The sequence below is a fragment of the Dokdonia ponticola genome, assembly GCF_042653865.1.
Classification (GTDB): Bacteria; Bacteroidota; Bacteroidia; order Flavobacteriales; family Flavobacteriaceae; genus Dokdonia; species Dokdonia ponticola.
Window position 1 is genome coordinate 1 of sequence record NZ_JBHSFV010000009.1, and the last position, 17,094, is coordinate 17,094.

The 17,094-nt window shown below is 37.1% G+C and carries 16 protein-coding genes; 5 read left to right on the plus strand and 11 right to left on the minus strand.

The window, feature by feature from the left end; genetic code table 11:
- A partial coding sequence (locus tag ACFO3O_RS14050) for a beta strand repeat-containing protein (protein WP_379979885.1) occupies positions 1-3,865 on the minus strand: 3,865 nt, incomplete at its 3' end.
- Between the two features lie 855 nt (positions 3,866-4,720).
- Complete coding sequence (gene rseP / locus ACFO3O_RS14055; RefSeq protein ID WP_379979887.1) at positions 4,721-6,022, minus strand: RIP metalloprotease RseP; 1,302 nt, start codon at positions 6,020-6,022, stop codon at positions 4,721-4,723.
- A 322-nt stretch (positions 6,023-6,344) separates the two neighbouring features.
- Here rseP and ACFO3O_RS14060 point away from each other — a divergent pair, with 322 nt between their 5' ends.
- From ACFO3O_RS14060 to ACFO3O_RS14080, 5 genes are all read left to right on the plus strand, one after another.
- Positions 6,345-7,046: an SCO family protein gene (locus tag ACFO3O_RS14060; protein WP_379979889.1), complete on the plus strand. Its 702-nt coding sequence runs from the start codon at positions 6,345-6,347 to the stop codon at positions 7,044-7,046.
- A 181-nt stretch (positions 7,047-7,227) separates the two neighbouring features.
- The gene (locus ACFO3O_RS14065; protein ID WP_379979891.1) at positions 7,228-7,458 is read left to right on the plus strand and encodes a FeoA family protein; all 231 of its coding nucleotides are present in this window, start codon (positions 7,228-7,230) and stop codon (positions 7,456-7,458) included.
- A gap of 4 nt (positions 7,459-7,462) precedes the next feature.
- Positions 7,463-9,562 (plus strand): ferrous iron transport protein B, encoded by a 2,100-nt coding sequence (gene feoB / locus ACFO3O_RS14070; protein ID WP_379979893.1) that lies wholly within the window; start codon positions 7,463-7,465, stop codon positions 9,560-9,562.
- Positions 9,563-9,608: 46 nt separating this feature from the next.
- A complete protein-coding gene (locus ACFO3O_RS14075) occupies positions 9,609-9,752 on the plus strand; it encodes a FeoB-associated Cys-rich membrane protein (protein WP_379979895.1) in 144 nt (47 codons plus the stop codon).
- Entirely contained in the window at positions 9,753-9,929 is a 177-nt protein-coding gene (locus tag ACFO3O_RS14080) for a hypothetical protein (protein WP_379979897.1), read from the plus strand. It begins immediately after the preceding gene.
- Between the two features lie 216 nt (positions 9,930-10,145).
- Here the strand turns inward: ACFO3O_RS14080 and ACFO3O_RS14085 are convergent, their stop codons facing one another.
- From ACFO3O_RS14085 to ACFO3O_RS14125, 9 genes are all read right to left on the minus strand, one after another.
- Positions 10,146-10,574: a hypothetical protein gene (locus ACFO3O_RS14085; RefSeq protein ID WP_379979899.1), complete on the minus strand. Its 429-nt coding sequence runs from the start codon at positions 10,572-10,574 to the stop codon at positions 10,146-10,148.
- A gap of 58 nt (positions 10,575-10,632) precedes the next feature.
- Positions 10,633-11,793 carry a metal ABC transporter permease gene (locus ACFO3O_RS14090; protein WP_379979901.1) on the minus strand — a complete coding sequence of 387 codons (1,161 nt, stop codon included), beginning with the start codon at positions 11,791-11,793 and terminating at the stop codon, positions 10,633-10,635.
- A gap of 3 nt (positions 11,794-11,796) precedes the next feature.
- Positions 11,797-12,906 carry a metal ABC transporter permease gene (locus ACFO3O_RS14095; RefSeq protein WP_379979903.1) on the minus strand — a complete coding sequence of 370 codons (1,110 nt, stop codon included), beginning with the start codon at positions 12,904-12,906 and terminating at the stop codon, positions 11,797-11,799.
- Between the two features lie 99 nt (positions 12,907-13,005).
- A complete protein-coding gene (locus ACFO3O_RS14100) occupies positions 13,006-13,305 on the minus strand; it encodes a four helix bundle protein (RefSeq protein WP_379979905.1) in 300 nt (99 codons plus the stop codon).
- Between the two features lie 47 nt (positions 13,306-13,352).
- Positions 13,353-14,093 (minus strand): metal ABC transporter ATP-binding protein, encoded by a 741-nt coding sequence (locus ACFO3O_RS14105; protein ID WP_379979907.1) that lies wholly within the window; start codon positions 14,091-14,093, stop codon positions 13,353-13,355.
- A gap of 6 nt (positions 14,094-14,099) precedes the next feature.
- Positions 14,100-15,017, minus strand: coding sequence for a metal ABC transporter solute-binding protein, Zn/Mn family (locus ACFO3O_RS14110; RefSeq protein WP_379979909.1), 918 nt, complete (start codon positions 15,015-15,017; stop codon positions 14,100-14,102).
- 3 nt (positions 15,018-15,020) lie between these two features.
- Positions 15,021-15,815 carry a transporter gene (locus ACFO3O_RS14115; protein WP_379979911.1) on the minus strand — a complete coding sequence of 265 codons (795 nt, stop codon included), beginning with the start codon at positions 15,813-15,815 and terminating at the stop codon, positions 15,021-15,023.
- Between the two features lie 4 nt (positions 15,816-15,819).
- Positions 15,820-16,485, minus strand: coding sequence for a metal-dependent transcriptional regulator (locus tag ACFO3O_RS14120; RefSeq protein ID WP_379979913.1), 666 nt, complete (start codon positions 16,483-16,485; stop codon positions 15,820-15,822).
- A gap of 69 nt (positions 16,486-16,554) precedes the next feature.
- The gene (locus ACFO3O_RS14125) at positions 16,555-17,037 is read right to left on the minus strand and encodes a regulatory protein RecX (RefSeq protein ID WP_379979915.1); all 483 of its coding nucleotides are present in this window, start codon (positions 17,035-17,037) and stop codon (positions 16,555-16,557) included.
- Positions 17,038-17,094: the final 57 nt, after the last annotated feature.

Below are 17,094 nucleotides of genomic sequence, written 5' to 3' on the forward strand. Positions count from 1 at the left end.
TCACATCATCCGCTGGAGTCACGGTGACTACTACGGTAGCAGTTTCAGTGGTGGTTGATCCATCTGGATTGGTGACTGTGACGGTATACTCAAAGGTATCCGTGCCGTTAAAATCAGGATCTGGCGTGTAGGTGACCGTGCCATCAGGGTTGATGGTCACTGTTCCGTTGTTTGGATCCGTGACATCGGTTACTTCTATAGTTGCCGTTGGATCGAAGGTATCATTATCTAATACCGCAATGTCTACTGGCGTATCCTCTGGTGTGGTCGCCGTATCATCCATCACATCATCCGCTGGAGTCACGGTGACTGTGACTGTTGCCGTTTCTGTGGTCGTTGATCCATCAGGGTTTGTGACGGTGACGGTATACTCAAAGGTATCCGTACCATTAAAATCAGGATCTGGTGTGTAGGTGACCGTTCCATCAGGGTTGATGGTGACCGTTCCATTAGCTGGATCTGTTACATCGGTTACTTCAAAAGTTGCCCCTGTAACATCATCATTGTCTATGACATCAATATCCACTGGGGTATCTTCTTGCGTGGTTGCTATATCGTCCTGAATAATTGGAACTATTAAGAATCCACTAGATTCTAAAGCTATACACTCATTAGTATCATGTGTAACAACTACGAAAAATTCTGTTCCTCCTAAACCTGTTACATCTAGGATTGTTAATGTTGCGGTTGTGAAATCTTCAAAATTTGTATCAGATCCATCTATAAGTGTTCCTCCTGCATTTGGATCTCCTATGTACCATTGATAGTTAAGACCTGCATTTGCATTTCCGGGTGTCCCATAATCGGGTGTTCCTGTGGTGTATCCTGTTGCGTCATCACCCCTAGCAACTACAGTAAATGTAGTTCCGCCAGTAACTACTGCTTGATCAGAAACATCAGTTGTAACGACTACTTGGGTAGCTTGCGTTACAGCTGCTGTTGTTCCTTGTTGTTGAGTAGCTCCTCCTGAAGTTTCAGGAACACCGTTTGCGTCTACTTGCCCTTCATCATCATCTGCAAGGTTATTTGAGGTTGTAAGGTCTGATTGTACAAATGTTCCTGCGCCTTCAACGGCATCTGGACAGCCATCGTTGTCACTATCGGTATCCAAATGATCTAAAATAGTATCGCCATCTGTATCTTGTCCTATACAATATTCTAATTCAAAAAATTGCATGGTGACAGCTCCACTGTTACCATTTTGTTTCCCTGCTGTAATTATTATTTCTGTGACGGGCCCGGGTATAGATACCTGTATCGCATTATTTGGAGCATTATTTGCGGTCGCATTACTTACAACACTCTGCCCTGAAAATATACCGTTAGCTCCTAAGTCTATGTCTGTTAAAAACACTGGAGTATTAGCACCTCCATTCATTGCATTAAAATCTGCTCTGTCAGAATTGTCAAGACCTCCAAATTTAAATGCTACATTATATACAGGTTCTGAAAATGTATATGTATACACCGCTACGTCTCCATTGGGGAAATTTGTGGTATTAGGTTGTGTTTCGATATAGGTTCCAGAAACACCAGGAGTTGGTCCTTGACTGCTAACACCTGATTGCCAAACTACTGTTCCTAACAACTCAAAAGTTGCGTCTACATCAACACCATTAAAAGGATATAAATTTGTTAACGTTGCTGTAGCACTTCCTCCGTTTGTTCCTGTATCAGCATTTGTAAATGTTTGAGCTAGGTTAACAAAACCTGGAGAGCAATTAAATTCATCTGTATCTAATATCCCATCATTATCATTATCTAAGTCTACACCATCAACAACACCATCTAAATCTACATCTGTAGCAGCACCATTCACTGTAATTGTCAGATTAGCAGTATCTCTATTACCTGAAGCATCTACAGAATCTATTAATGTATACGGAATAACATCTGTTAATGTCTCCCCAACTAATAAGTTAATAACCGCTGGATTTGAGGTATCTACAGTATATGTATAAGTACCATCACCATTTAATACAATAAACCCGTAGGTTGTAGGAATGCTAACTCCAACATTGGCTGTGTTACCAAAAACTTGTTCCACTCTAGGAACTCCAGTATCCTGCCAGTTTAAATCTGTAAGACCTGCAATTTGGTTAGCTGGATCAGCATCTGTTACATCTGGTCCATAATTGTAATTTAAAATAATTTGATCAACAGGAGTATCAAAATAAAAACTAACGTTTCCATGAGCATCGTTGGCTGGCACTGAACCAGTACCATAAAATGTATCACTTCCAACTGTAACCACAGATCCATTAGGTTGCGCATTATAAACAACATTTGCACCGTCTAAAGAACCTGCAACCTGTATTTGATCCTGCCAGGATGTTCCTTGCGAATAATCGATATCAGAAATCGTAAAAAAGAGATTTGCTACTGGTGTATCAAAATCTATGATTAATGTGTTGTTTTGCGAAGGGTTAACCGCTGGATTGGAATTAAATAACAAATAACCCGTATGCCCTCCATTCGTCCCAAAATCAACAGTTTGGTTGGCAGCCGTACCAACTCCACCTAGATCGACAGTTGTAAATGAAACATTGACGCCATTAATTAATCGTGATGTCCCGTTTATAGGATCATTATCTGCATATTCATTTTCCCAAATTAATTGAGCTAAAGGCCTGTCTCCTACATCTACACCAAAACCATCATCATCAAAAATGACATTCCCATCTGTGGTATTAGATGCGCTAAGTGTCACTATATTCGTATTATCTGTTGCAACTGGTAATTCATCAACTCCATTGATGGTGATTGTCAAATACCCAAAATCAAGATTTCCATTTAAATCGGTGATTGTATAGGAAAGAACATCTGTTATAGAAGCCCCGTTACCTAACCCTCTTACAGCTATATTATTGATATCAACTATATAATCATAACTTCCATCTGATTGTGCTGTAATAAATCCGTATGTCGTAGCATAGGTAGCATTAACAGCGGTTGAAAACCCATACACTTCTGTTACAGAAAGAACATCCCCAGGGGTAGGATCTGTATCATTTGAAAGTAAGTTTCCAGAAACAGGCACCGTTGCATTTGCTATAATAGTGTTTGTATCATCAACAGCAACTGGGGGTCTAGTAAGATTTATCTCAGAGGTAGCGGTTAATGTATTATTGGGATCGGTAACGCTAACAATCATGTATCGTATCCCTTCAGTCACTGTACCTCCTGAATGCGCATACGCAAAATTATAAAGAAAAGCTTCAAGGTTTGCTGTTTGTATAGGAGCTCCTGCATTTTCTGTAATATTATACACTCCATTACCAGTCGTTTGTATGGTAAAAGTATTTGCACCATACGTTTGATTAAAAGGACCAAAAGCATTGTTGATAGGAACGGTACCTAAAAAAGCTCCTGCACTATTGAACAACGCAATAAGATCATTTGCATCTGGAGCACCAGAAGGAACACCAGAGGGATCACTAGAAAAAGTTATAGTTGCACTGGTGACTGTACCACTAGATGAAGAAACAACATTATCAATATCGATAGGTCGAGCGACAAACCCAATTACAGCGTCAACACTATTGTCAACTCCTGCATCAGGACCATTTAAATCTAAGGTGGTAACCGTTCTTGTATTACGAGTAGCTTTCTTTTTTGATTTTAAGCTCACATAGTTTCTAAAAGACTCTTTTCCAGTATCTTGATCATTATGCTGTAAAGGAGAGATTTTTAAGTCAAGGCTCTTGTCTAACCCATTAAAATTATCTGTATTACCAGCAGTAGTTATCGTTTGAGAAAATAAATTTCCATGCGATATACATATAAGAGCAATACAAAGTAACCTATACGTTACTATAGGATGAAGATTTCTTATTTTACTTGAGAATCGAGTATTGATTGTCATACGCTTCTTCGTTAAATACCTGAAGATATCAGGTACATATTATTTTGAGGGTGAGTGGGTATATATGAATATGTACGATAAGAAAGACCTGTTGGTTTTTCATATAGGGCATTAATTTTGAACCTATTTTTTAAAAAAGCTAAGACATACTGCTGAATCACAATAAAAAAATTATTGCGTGCGCGTAAAAAAAAAGAATTCACGAAGAAAAACGTAAACACCAGAAATAGTGCACGTTTAGTAATTGTAAAAATCTCCAACAACAAGGCGAGGGCAACCTTATTATTCATAGCGTTTATAGTTTTGGTTTGATTAGCATGAAACTAGTAAACCCACATTTAATAAATAAATACAGATTCAAACACACTTCATAGCAGCTTTAAAAATAAAACATAACGCATTAACGTAACTTTAAGAAAATAATTTTCATAAAATTTCCGATGAAAAGCATTAAATCATCGGTAAAATACACTGTTTTGTTCAAAAAATTATCAACAATTACTTTTTTTTTACGGGATTTCCGTAAAAAAAAATAATTTGTTGCTAAATTTCAAGTGTTTAGCTAAAGGAATCAAAAAAATACTTGTAATAAATTAAGGAAATCTATTTTGAGAAAATAATTTGTAAGAATTCTCACATTTTTGACAGAAAAACGTAAATATTTAAAAAAATAGAAATAAGACTTTTTTAGCAACATTCAAGATCAAAAACATACATGCATAAGCAAAAAAAATAATAAGCCCTCAAAACACTTTTAAAAAGGCCTGTATTAGACGATCTATAATTAAATCTTATTATTCTAGTCAATAAAATAAATTATAGTTATTACACGCTTTCGCGAAAGCGTACTCCGTTTTACTTAAATAAATTCCAAATATCGTTTCCAAAAATAACAAGCATGAGTCCCATTACAATAATGAACCCTATAATCTGACCACGCTCTAATGTCTTTTCAGAAGGTTTTCTTCCAGAGATCATTTCATATAGTAAAAACATCACATGACCTCCATCCAATGCAGGAATAGGGAGTATATTTACAAAGGCTAACCAAACAGAAAACATAGCCGTAAAGTCCCAAAAACGCTCCCAATCCCATGTAGGTGACATCATCTCTACAATTCCAATAGGGCCTTTTACTTGCTTATACCCTTCGGTTTTTCTATTAAAAATAAGCTTGAATTGACGTATTTGATTTACTAATGTAGATGTCATCGTTGTCCAGCCAGCTGGGATTGCTTCTAGTACTGTATACTCATCCTTAACTAGTTCAGACCCTAGACCTAACATTTCTTCTTTTCCTAGAAAACCGCTTACATGGCGTGTAGCACCATCTTTAATGTACGTAACTTGTATTGAATCACCCCTTGCTTCTCGGGTATTGGCTAGTATATCTGACCATGATTCTGTAGGGACTCCATTTATAGAAAGAATTTCACTCCCGGCTTCTATTCCCATCTTTTCTGCAGCTGAACCTGGTGCAACTGTACCTATATAACTACTATTTGCGGCAGATATGAAAGGGGTGCCACTTTCGTTTTTAAGCACTTCCTTTTTTCCTAAGTCATCTAAAACAAAACTTATCTCTTTTCCATCTCTAAGCACCTTCGCATCATCTCCCAAGATAATGTTCATACGCAACCACTTATCAAAGCGTTTTACAGCTTTACCATCAATCTCAAGAATCTGATCACCATTTTTAAATCCTAGCGCTTCTCCTTCTGCATTTACCTCTATTCCGTTGTGTAGTTTATTTGCAGGAATATATACATCTCCATAATACACAAGCATAGACGTATAAATAAACCAAGCAAGTAGTACATTTACGGTTACCCCTCCTACCATTACAATAAGGCGTTTCCAAGCTGGTTTTGATCTAAACTCCCATGGTTGTGGGGGTTGTGCCATTTGCTCTTTATCCATACTCTCATCAATCATTCCCGCTATCTTCACATAACCTCCTAAGGGTAACCAACCCACACCATACACAGTATCTCCAATTTTCTTTTTAAATAGTGCGAACTTTACGTCAAAAAACAAGAAAAACTTTTCTACTTTAATTCCAAACCAGCGTGCTGGTAAGAAATGGCCAAATTCGTGTAAGATCACTAGAATAGAAATGGCAAGAACAAATTGTGATATCTGTATAAATAGCTCCATGGCTGTTGTGGTGTGTCTATGAACGCTTCTTCACTTTTTCTTTTACCTACGACACATACATTTTACCCCTTAATTTTGTAATTTATTGCTTCCATAGCGATGGCTATGCAATTCATAAATCACTTCATTAAGGCAAAAAGGCCATATATCTCGGTTCCAAACAAAAAGTCAAGATGTGTTCAAAATTTAAAACGCACAAAAGTAACCTTTTCGCACGGTTTAAGAAAGCGATTATACTTTTGTAAGTATCTTTTCACTTTTTTTTAAGGGAAAAAAGAAGATCAACTCAGTTTCCCGTTGTAATTTTGCAAAAATTGCTTCTATGATCCGCTTTTTTGAACGTTATAAAGTATTTGCTGTTGTGATGCTTATTTTATCCACCATCATCATCACCGTTATATACTCTCTGCTAAAGGTTCCCGAAAAATTGCCTATTTATCAACCTGATATGGTAGATAATCAACTTGTAGATAGTACGATTCAGTATGTGAAAAAATACCATAAAATTGCTCCTTTCACACTCATTAATCAAAATGGAGATACGATTACACAGGAAGACTACAAAGATAAAATCTATGTAGCCGACTTCTTCTTCACTACGTGTCAAACCATTTGCCCTATTATGACAGATCATATGGTACAGATTCAAAATGAACTTCAAGAAGACCAAGAGGTGCTACTTCTCTCCCACTCAGTAATTCCAGAATACGACACCCCTGCCATCTTGAAGGAATACGCTCAAAAAAAAGGGGTAGATGACGCTCGTTGGAATCTTGTCACAGGTCTCAAAAAAGATATTTATACGCTTGCGCGAAAAAGCTATTTGGCCGTAAAGGATGTTCCTGGAGAAGAGGATGCCATGGTGCACACAGAAAATTTTATGCTCGTAGACAAAAAAAGTCAAATACGAGGCTATTATGATGGCACCGATCCAGAGGCAATAGAAGAGCTTCTTGAAGATATTGCGATTCTTAAAATGGAATACCAACCTAAAAGAGGATGGCTAGAAAAACTGTTGAATTAATTTAACGCTATTTACTCAATAATCGAGACTTAAATACTCCGAGGCTTGCCTCGAAATCAAATGATTTCTCCTTAAATACTTCGCGGGCTTCCTCCGAGGTAGTTTACTTATTGAAAAATCATTTTTCACTTTACTGAAAATGGTGTATTTTTGCCTTGTTTAAATTTAATCTAAATAAACATTGAAGAAAACAGTTGCTCATTTACAAAGAGGCGAAAAAGCGATTATTAAAGATATCGCTATAGATAAAGTACCTCTTAAGCTCTTGGAAATGGGTTGTCTTCCTGGTAATGAAGTTCAGCTTTTGCAACTTGCTCCTTTTTCTGATCCTATGTACATCAATGTAAATGGAAGTTATCTTGCTATACGCAAAGAGACTGCCTTGCATATTTTAATAGAAACGCCAACTTAATCTCATGGCAAAACAACTCAATGTAGCGCTTATTGGCAACCCTAACACTGGAAAAACATCGGTGTTTAACCACCTCACAGGGCTTAATCAGCAAGTAGGAAACTATCCCGGTATTACCGTCGAAAAAAAAGAAGGAATTTGTAAGCTAGATCGAGGTGTAAAAGCACATATCCTAGATCTTCCAGGCACTTACAGCCTTAATGCTTCTTCACTAGATGAGAATGTTGTCATTGAATTATTACTGAATAAGAATGATAAAGATTTTCCTGACGTAGCCGTTGTTATCTCTGATGTAGAAAACTTAAAACGAAACTTACTTCTTTTTACACAAATAAAAGATCTTGGCATCCCTACGATTCTAGCCATCAATATGGCGGATCGTATGAAACGGAAGGCTATAAGTCTTGATATTCCAGAAATGGAAGCACGTTTACAAACAAAAATCGCTTTAATAAGTAGCCGAAAAAACCAAGGGATTGATTATCTCAAACAATTGATCACAGATCATAAAAACATTTCAACAAAACCGTGTGTAAATGCTTCTGTAATTGCACCTGAATATTTTGATAGATTACGCAAAGCATTCCCTAATCAGGATTTATATAAATTATGGTTAGTCATTACCCAAGACGTAAATTTTGGAAAAGTAGAGCGTAAAGAAATGAATACGATCGCTTCGTTTAAGACAGAATCTATAAGCAATCTTAAACGATTACAGCAAAAGGAAACCATCATACGCTATAAATTCATCAATGAGGTTCTTAAAAAAACGCTTACTATAGATACGGCAAATGCGAAAGATTTACGGGCTCGCTTAGACCGAATACTTACGCATAAGGTTTGGGGATATGTGATTTTCTTTGCCATCCTTATGCTTATTTTTCAAGTGATCTACAATTGGTCTCAATACCCTATGGATTTTATAGATGCTAGTTTTGCTTCTTTAAGTGAATGGGTCAAAAACACACTTCCGCCGGGAGCGCTTACCAATCTACTTGCCGAAGGAATTATTGCAGGACTAGGGGGTATTATTATTTTTATCCCACAGATAGCCTTCTTATTTTTATTTATCTCTATTCTGGAAGAAAGCGGCTATATGAGTCGTGTAGTGTTTTTAATGGACCGGATTATGCGTCGTTTTGGACTTAGCGGAAAAAGTGTTGTTCCTTTAGTTTCTGGAACTGCCTGTGCCATACCAGCTATTATGGCAACCCGTAATATAGAGAGTTGGAAGGAACGACTTATCACCATACTCGTTACCCCATTTACCACCTGCTCTGCAAGATTACCTGTCTATCTTATTATTATTTCGCTAGTTATACCTAATGAAAAGTTCTTGTTTTTTAATTTACAAGGGCTTACTCTTATGCTACTTTACCTTATAGGATTTGGCACTGCTATAGGTTCTGCTTGGATACTAAATAAGATATTAAAAATAAAAAGTAAGTCATTTTTTGTTATAGAAATGCCCAATTACAAGCTTCCGTTATTAAAAAATGTTGCTATTAATGTTTTAGAAAAAACAAAATCATTTGTTGTCGATGCTGGTAAAATCATACTTGCTATTTCCATTGTATTATGGGTGCTTGCTTCGTATGGGCCAACCGAAGAGTTTTCAAATGCAGAGGCTATTGTAACGGCGCGTATGGATGAGGGCGCTTTCGCGAAAGCGGACTTAGAAAAACAAATTGCTTCGTACCGATTAGAGAAAAGCTATATAGGCTATCTTGGAAAGTTTATAGAACCCGCTGTAGAACCGCTAGGGTATGACTGGAAAATAGGGATTGCATTAATCACCTCTTTTGCTGCTCGCGAAGTATTTGTAGGAACACTCGCTACGATATATAGCGTTGGTGCTGATGAAGAAGAAACGATTAAAAATAGAATGGCAAACGAAACCAATGCGGTCACAGGAAAGCCTTTATTTAATTTTGCAAGCGGCATTTCGCTTTTACTATTTTATGCTTTTGCCATGCAGTGTATGAGTACTCTTGCGATTGTAAAACGGGAGACCAACACCTGGAAATGGCCTATGCTCCAATTGGGAGTTATGAGTGGTTTTGCGTACCTTGTTGCTTTAATAGCCTATCAAGTTCTTAAGTAAGAAACCTGATGTATAACGACTAGAGCGTTTATTAAATATTAATCATATGGATCAATTACAAAATATACTGGTCTTTGCCATCTTCTTGATTGCTATGGGATACTTGATCTCAAAATTTGTATGGACTCCTCCATTCTTAAAAAGAAAATCCAAAGATGGGTGTGGCGATGGTCATTGTGGTTGTCACTAGATGGGACTTATTTTTGCAATTATAGGATATGTATTTGGTTACAAAAATGACAAAGAGAATTTCTTTAGAGAATTTGCCATTGGAGCTGCCTATTTTATTGGAAATTTAATTCTTGCCATTGTGCTTACTACCTTTTTAGGGTTCACTTTCTCTACTGTATCTTTGGATTTGCTATAGAGATATTACTGCTGTTTTCTTTAAAAGCTTACCTACAAAATAAAGACATTTAACACTACATTCTTATACCAATTTAATCATAAAATGTCGCAATGTCAGCTTGTTCTTTTTCATTCTAAATTCCTTACTCATATATTCCGTAGCTAAGGCTATGCAATAAAATCGTAGCGTCTTTAGAATAAAAAACAACTACGCCTTGGACACGACATTTTAAAATTAAATTGGTATTACTTCCAGATAATACGTTCGATCTTTTTTGGGTATGCTCGTCATAGGGTAAGGAGATAAAGCTATTGCTTTTATAATTGCCGTTTCTGTGGTGTGGATCACGATCTCTTTTCCTAAAGCATCAAAAAGGATTTCTTTTTCAAAAGATGCTTTGCCTTTTTCTTCGATGCTTATTTTAATTCTCGCCTGACCTGCCCATACACAATCAACATCTTTGGGGCATCTAGAATCTTCAAGGACTTCAAGAAAGGTGATTTTGACACCGTCCATTTTCTGGCATTTTCCTAGTTCTATAGCGAACTCGGCGTTTTCTGTTACTGTTATGGAGGAGGTGTTTTGTGCTTTCGCGCCCGCCTGTCCGACCAGCAGGAAAGCATAAAAATAAATAAAAACTAAAAATATACGTAGCGATTTCATAGGTGTGTTTCTATTATATATGACAAGAAAGATGCCATATTACAGATGATAGTAAGCATCAACCTCTAAAGAGGAAGAAATCATCTTTCATATGCTCTATTTTATCGTCTTTATTCGTCACGATATATTCTAAAGCAAGCTCTGTGAATTCTTTTCCTTTGGGTGTCAATGTAACAATACTATTTGTAATGGTAATCATATTATTTTTCTGAGCAAGATCTACAACGGTTTGTGATCGTACCTTTTGCCAGTTAATATGTTCGTTAAGGTGATTAATATGACGCTCGCTTTTTTCTGTGTGGTTATTAAGGTGTAATAAAAATGTGAGTAAAGATACTTCTGTACGTTGTTGACGCTGCCTATACATTACAGCGATTAATCCTTTCCTAGGAGCCAAGAGATAAACGAATAAAAATACGACCCCCAAAACTGTGGTCATAGATCCAGAAATAGAAGCGTCTAGCACGTGAGCGAGCCAATATCCTGCTACGGCAGAACTCACCCCAAACACAACTGATAATACTAACATTTTCTTTAAATCTGATGTTAGCAAATAGGCCGTTGCTGCTGGTGCAATCATGAGTGCAACAACAAGAACAGCTCCTACTGCATCAAAAGCGCCGACAACTGTTACTGAAGATACAGACATCAATCCATAGTGTAAAACAACAGGTGAAAATCCTAATGCTGCTGAAAGTCCTGAATCGAAAGTGCTTACTTTTAATTCTTTGAAAAAAGCGATTAATAATCCTATAGTAATGCTAAGAATCCCTCCCATTACCCATAAAGATTTTGGACCGATATCTGTTCCTGAAACGGAGAGACGATCAAAAGGAGCAAACGCAAGATCTCCTAATAATACAGCATCTACATCAAGATGTACATCATTGGCATTTTTAGCAATTAAGATGACTCCAATACTAAATAAGGCAGGAAACACCAATCCAATAGCGGTATCTTCTTTAACCAATCCTGTTTTTTGGATCGCCTCTACCAGAATTACAGTAATCACCCCAGTAACAGCAGCTAATAAAATAAGCCAAGGCGAATTTAAATCTTCGGTTAAGAAAAAACCGACTACAATCCCTGGCAATATAGAGTGGCTTATGGCATCACTAATCAATGCCATTTTACGTAATACCAAAAACACCCCCGGGATCGCGCACGCGATGGCTACGATAGCAGCTATTAATTGTATTTCTATTTGAGCTGATGACATGATTTATTGTTTGTATAGGTTTTCTGCAGCATGATAGCCATCCTTAGTAAGCGACCATTGCTGCCCATTTACAGCTACCCAATTTTTTTCTTCCATCTTCTTTAAGGAACCTTTTGTAAATCCTTGGAAGTTGTTTAATATTTTTATGGCGTGTGGGTGTGAAATGTCTTCATGGTTTTTTGCAATATCAAACATAAACTGCAATGTTTTCTGAAGCTTTAAATCCCTTCTATTTTGCCAAAACCGAACTTGCTTAAAAAGCACACCTCTTCTTGGAGAAAAGATAAATGAAAACAATACAAAGACCGAAGCTACTAGAACGATAACAGGCCCTGTAGAGAGATTATTTTGACTTGCGCTTATAGCCGTTCCAAAAACGCCTGAGAACGCACCAAAAATGGCTGCAAGAAAAATCATCATACTCAACTTATTTGTCCATTGTCTTGCCGCTGCTGCTGGAGCCAGAAGCATAGCACTCATTAAAACAACACCCACGGTTTGAAGTCCTAACACAATCGCTAATACAATAAAAAAGGTAATGAGTATGTCTATAAATCGTGTATTAAATCCTAAGGTTTTTGTATAGTCTGCATCAAAAAGCAGGATTTTAAATTCTTTCCAAAAAAGTAATAAAACCACTAGACAAATCCCTGTGACAGTAGCCATCAGAGTAACGTCTTTTTCTACTAAAGTAGCCGCTTGTCCAAACAAATATTTATCCAATCCCGCTTGATTTGCATTGGGTTGTTTTTGAATAAAAGTGAGTAATAGCATTCCAAATCCAAAAAATAAGGATAGGACCAAGCCCAAAGCGGTATCGCTTTTAAGATGAGTTTTTGTAACGATGCCTCGAATCCAGAAGGTTCCTATCAAGCCACTTACAAGAGCTCCTAAAAGAAGTATGTTGGTGTCTTTTGTTCCCGTAATGATAAATGCCAATGCAATTCCTGGTAAGGCTGCATGTGAGATCGCATCTCCCAATAAACTTTGTTTACGAAGTACTGCAAAGCTTCCTAACATCCCACAAATAGCTCCAAGAACAGCCGTCCCTAACGTAATGGTGCGTAGGGTATAATCTGAAAATACTAAACTAAAATATTCTTTGATATCCATGGTTATCAGCTTTTAGCCGGTAGCTTTTAGCTATTCTTTTTTATGAATTTTTTAATTCCTTGAATCATTTTTGCCAATTCTTGAAGTTTTGCTCGTGATTCATGATCTTGTGCTTTGGTTATAGTAAGATTGTCTGTGAGCTACAGTTGAACAAACAACACACTCCTTTAAAGAATCTAGTGCAATATTTAAATAGCGATTAAATTGTGCGTCTGAACTTCCCTGACCTTCTCCTGTATTTAGTGATATAGATAGGGCTGCTCTTTTATATTGAGAGCTAAGACCATATAATTCTTCTTTTGGAAAATTTTTCACTAAAAGATAAACTTCATCTACAAAATCTAATGATTTTTGATAGACATTGAGCTTTTCAAAATTAAAAATTACTTCAGACGCCATATTTTATCCTCATTTTTTCTAATAGCTAAGAACTAAAAGCTAAAAGCTTACTTATTCACCGCCACCTTGTAATTAATCCCATAGGTCTTTGTCAGGTTATCATCATTAAAAATATCTTTCACAGGGCCTGTTGCTATTTTTTTTACATTTAAAAAGGTAACCCAATCAAAATATTCTGGTACGGTTTGTAAATCGTGATGCACTACAATCACTGTTTTACCTGCTTTTCGGAGTTCTTTTAGAATATTAATAATGGCAATTTCTGTGGTGGCATCCACGCCTTGAAAAGGCTCGTCCATAAAATAAATGGAAGCATCTTGCACTAAGGCTCTTGCTAAGAAAACACGTTGTTGCTGTCCACCACTCAACTGACTAATTTGCCGATTTTTGAAAGGCAACATACCTACTTTTTCTAGGGCTTCAAGTGCTGCTTTTTTCTCTTTCTGTCCAGGGCGTTTTATCCACCCTAGTTTTCCATAGGTTCCCATCATTACAACATCTACTGCGGTAGTAGGGAAATCCCAGTCTACACTCCCTTTTTGAGGCACATAAGCAACCAATTTGCGCTGCTTGTCATACGGCTTATCATAAATTGTAATACTTCCTGCAATAGGTTCTATGATGCCTAATATGGCTTTAATTAATGTAGATTTCCCAGCACCGTTAGGACCCACAATGGCCATTAACACACCCTCTGGAATGGTTAAATCAATATCCCACAAAACAGGCTTATAATTATAAGCAACTGTTAAATCATCTACGCGAACTGCTATTCTCTTATCCTCCATACACCTCTATTTAAGGGAGTTTACAATGGTATTTACGTTATACCTGAACATCCCTATATACGTTCCTTCAATCGTTCCTGCATCTCCTAAAGCATCACTGTACAGTGAACCTCCTATGATCACATCACGGTCTTTTGCTTTTACTGCTGCTTGTAATGCTTCTATCGTGCGTCTTGGCACGGAGCTTTCTACAAAAATAGCTTTTACATCATTGTCTATGATAAATTGAGACAATCGCTGTACATCTTTTACCCCTGCTTCGGTTGCAGTGGATAGTCCTTGTAAACCAACTACATTAAAACCATAACTCTTACCAAAATAATTAAATGCATCATGGGCTGTCACTAAAATTCGTTTTTCTTCAGGTAGGGTTTCAATAATTTCTTCTACCTCTTTTTCAAGTGTTGTAAGTTGGGCAATATAGGCGTCCCCATTTGCTTTAAATTGGTCTGCATGCTGAGGTAGCTTTCGCGAAAGCGTACTCACAACCACCTCAACAAATTCTTTAAAATACTGGATATTAAACCACACATGCGGATCATAATTTGATGCAAAATAATCAGAGCCAATCAGTGTTGTTGCATCCAATTGTTCTCCTAAAGCTACTTGGGTTTTTGTGGCAGACTCCATCTTTTCAAATACTTCGACAAGTTTTCCTTCTAAGTGTAATCCGTTGTAAAAAATAATATCAGCATTCGCTAGTTTTGTAACATCTCCAGCACTTGCTTTATACAAATGAGGATCTACCCCTGCTCCCATCAATCCTTGAACATCTATTAGGTCACCACCTACATTTTTTACAAGATCAGTAATCATAGATGTGGTGGTAACCACCTGTACTCTTTCATTCTTGGAAGCTGTTTCATTTTTACAACTAAGCACGCTTAAAGCGAAAAGAAATATGAAAATCTGTTTTGTGTTCATTGTTTATTTTTTATCAATTCTAAAACTTACACCAACAGCTAGCAACAAATCTTGCCCTTCTGTGATACTTTGACCTATAGTGGCATCTAGCTGGATCAATGGTGCAATAGCATAGGTAAGTCCTGCATCCCAAAAATGATTGGCACTACTATCTTCTGGCAAATCTCCATATACCTCTACATACGCACTTAACTTTTCTGTAAGAGAATACCCGTAGGATAGCGAATAGATATAGGCAAATTCAGCCGACTCACCTCCTAGTCTTCCTCCTAAGTTATATGCAATGCCAGAACGATCACTTAACGTATGGTTAAACGCAAATCTAAAATTGGCAGCGGTAAAATCAGGCTTAAAGTCGGAGCTCGCTGTAAAAGGAAGAAAGATATGCCCTACTAACCCTACTTCTGGGAACCATCCTTTTTCTTGTGCGATGGCAATTTTTGCTCCAAATAGCAATGGAGATAGGCCACTCTGGACATTATCTAACTTGTTTCCATTAACTGTACGTTGTATTTCTTCAAAATTCCACCCCACTCTCAACTCTAGGTTATGCAGGATACCATAACGTAACAGAGCGGTATTGTATCCAAAGACTTCTTCTTTAATTCCATTTTTTTCAAAAGAGGTTGTAAACGCTCCTGTCTCTACTTGTAAACTCCCAATAGGAACTACTGTAGGTGATTCAGTTGCATCTGGACGGTCGGTCACAAGATCAGGCACAGAAGTAGTTTGTGTTTCTTGAGCTGTTATTTCAAAACTCAGAAACAAAAGGCATAGGATAATTAGGTGTTTTTTCAAACTATTATTTTTTATTAAGCACTTGGATATATAAATTTTCGGCAATTTTTTTGGATATAAAAAATTGTTCTTTTTTTACTTGAATAATCATAGAGCCATCAAAAAATTCTATTCCAAGCACTTTTATTTTGGAGCCAATGGCAATATTACGCTTGTCAAGATACTGTAAAAACTCTCCGCTAGTCTCTCGAACTCCTACTAGAATTCCTTGCTGATTTTTACTCATTTCTGAGAGGACTTTCTTTTCTGTTTTCTTGATGTTTCCGTCTTTATCAGGGATAGGGTCTCCGTGGGGATCATAATCTGGATGCTCAAGAAATGTATCCAGGCGCGTAATTAATTCTTCAGACTGAATATGCTCTAACTGCTCTGCAATTTCATGCACCTCATCCCATTGAAAGTTAAGTTTCTCTACTAAAAAAACTTCCCAAAGCCTGTGTTTACGAACGACTGCCACAGCGACTGCTGCGCCTTCTTTTGTTAGCGTAGTGCCTTTATATCTGCGATAATCAACGAGCTCTTTATCTGCAAGGCGCTGTATCATATCTGTAGCAGATGATGCTTTGGTATGCATCTTTTGAGCAATCGCATTGGTCGCGATAGGCCCTTTTTGTTCCTGCTCTAAATGAAAGATACACTTCAAATAATTTTCTTCTGCTTTGGTATACATACGGCAAAAGTAAATTAATTATGTTGGGTTATAAAAAACTTATTTTAGATTAGACTAAAAATAGTGCTATTACGGTACTAATTCTCGTACTTTTTCATATACCCAATCTCCTTCCCAGCCTCTGTAGAGTAGATAGTCGGCTAGTTTTTTTCTTTTTTTGTATTTGTCTTTTTCTTTGGAAAGTTGCTGTATACGCTTTCGCGAAAGCGTATCAAACACAGTTAAGTAATCTTCCTCAGAAATCTCTAAAAGTGCTGTTTTAATATTGGGAGCAGAAATCTGTCGCTGTTTTAACTCTCTTACAATCCGTTGTCTCCCCCACGATTTATGATTGAATTTTCCGCGTGCAAAGGCTTTTGCGAAGCGTTCTTCATTTAAAAAATTATGCTCGATCAAATGCCCTATGACAACATCTATCGCATCAGGGATCATACGCATTTCTAAGAGCTTTTTACGGACTTCTTGATGACAACGGTCTTGGTAGGCACAATAACGCTCTAAAGCCCTCTTAGCCTCTTCCAGAGTGTATGTTTTTACAGACGGTTGTAACATGCGCTAAAGTTACTATTTCCTTTAGTATTAGACTTTGATTTTTGGACACAAAAAAAC

What these genes read in the sequence shown, in the direction of transcription:
- rseP (WP_379979887.1), bottom strand. Translation starts at nt 6,022, where the DNA reads ATGGAGCTATTTATACAGATATCACAATTTGTTCTTGCCATTTCTATT.
- ACFO3O_RS14060 (WP_379979889.1), top strand. Translation starts at nt 6,345, where the DNA reads ATGATCCGCTTTTTTGAACGTTATAAAGTATTTGCTGTTGTGATGCTT.
- feoB (WP_379979893.1), top strand. Translation starts at nt 7,463, where the DNA reads ATGGCAAAACAACTCAATGTAGCGCTTATTGGCAACCCTAACACTGGA.
- ACFO3O_RS14075 (WP_379979895.1), top strand. Translation starts at nt 9,609, where the DNA reads ATGGATCAATTACAAAATATACTGGTCTTTGCCATCTTCTTGATTGCT.
- ACFO3O_RS14080 (WP_379979897.1), top strand. Translation starts at nt 9,753, where the DNA reads ATGGGACTTATTTTTGCAATTATAGGATATGTATTTGGTTACAAAAAT.
- ACFO3O_RS14085 (WP_379979899.1), bottom strand. Translation starts at nt 10,574, where the DNA reads ATGAAATCGCTACGTATATTTTTAGTTTTTATTTATTTTTATGCTTTC.
- ACFO3O_RS14090 (WP_379979901.1), bottom strand. Translation starts at nt 11,793, where the DNA reads ATGTCATCAGCTCAAATAGAAATACAATTAATAGCTGCTATCGTAGCC.
- ACFO3O_RS14095 (WP_379979903.1), bottom strand. Translation starts at nt 12,906, where the DNA reads ATGGATATCAAAGAATATTTTAGTTTAGTATTTTCAGATTATACCCTA.
- ACFO3O_RS14100 (WP_379979905.1), bottom strand. Translation starts at nt 13,305, where the DNA reads ATGGCGTCTGAAGTAATTTTTAATTTTGAAAAGCTCAATGTCTATCAA.
- ACFO3O_RS14105 (WP_379979907.1), bottom strand. Translation starts at nt 14,093, where the DNA reads ATGGAGGATAAGAGAATAGCAGTTCGCGTAGATGATTTAACAGTTGCT.
- ACFO3O_RS14110 (WP_379979909.1), bottom strand. Translation starts at nt 15,017, where the DNA reads ATGAACACAAAACAGATTTTCATATTTCTTTTCGCTTTAAGCGTGCTT.
- ACFO3O_RS14120 (WP_379979913.1), bottom strand. Translation starts at nt 16,485, where the DNA reads ATGTATACCAAAGCAGAAGAAAATTATTTGAAGTGTATCTTTCATTTA.
- ACFO3O_RS14125 (WP_379979915.1), bottom strand. Translation starts at nt 17,037, where the DNA reads ATGTTACAACCGTCTGTAAAAACATACACTCTGGAAGAGGCTAAGAGG.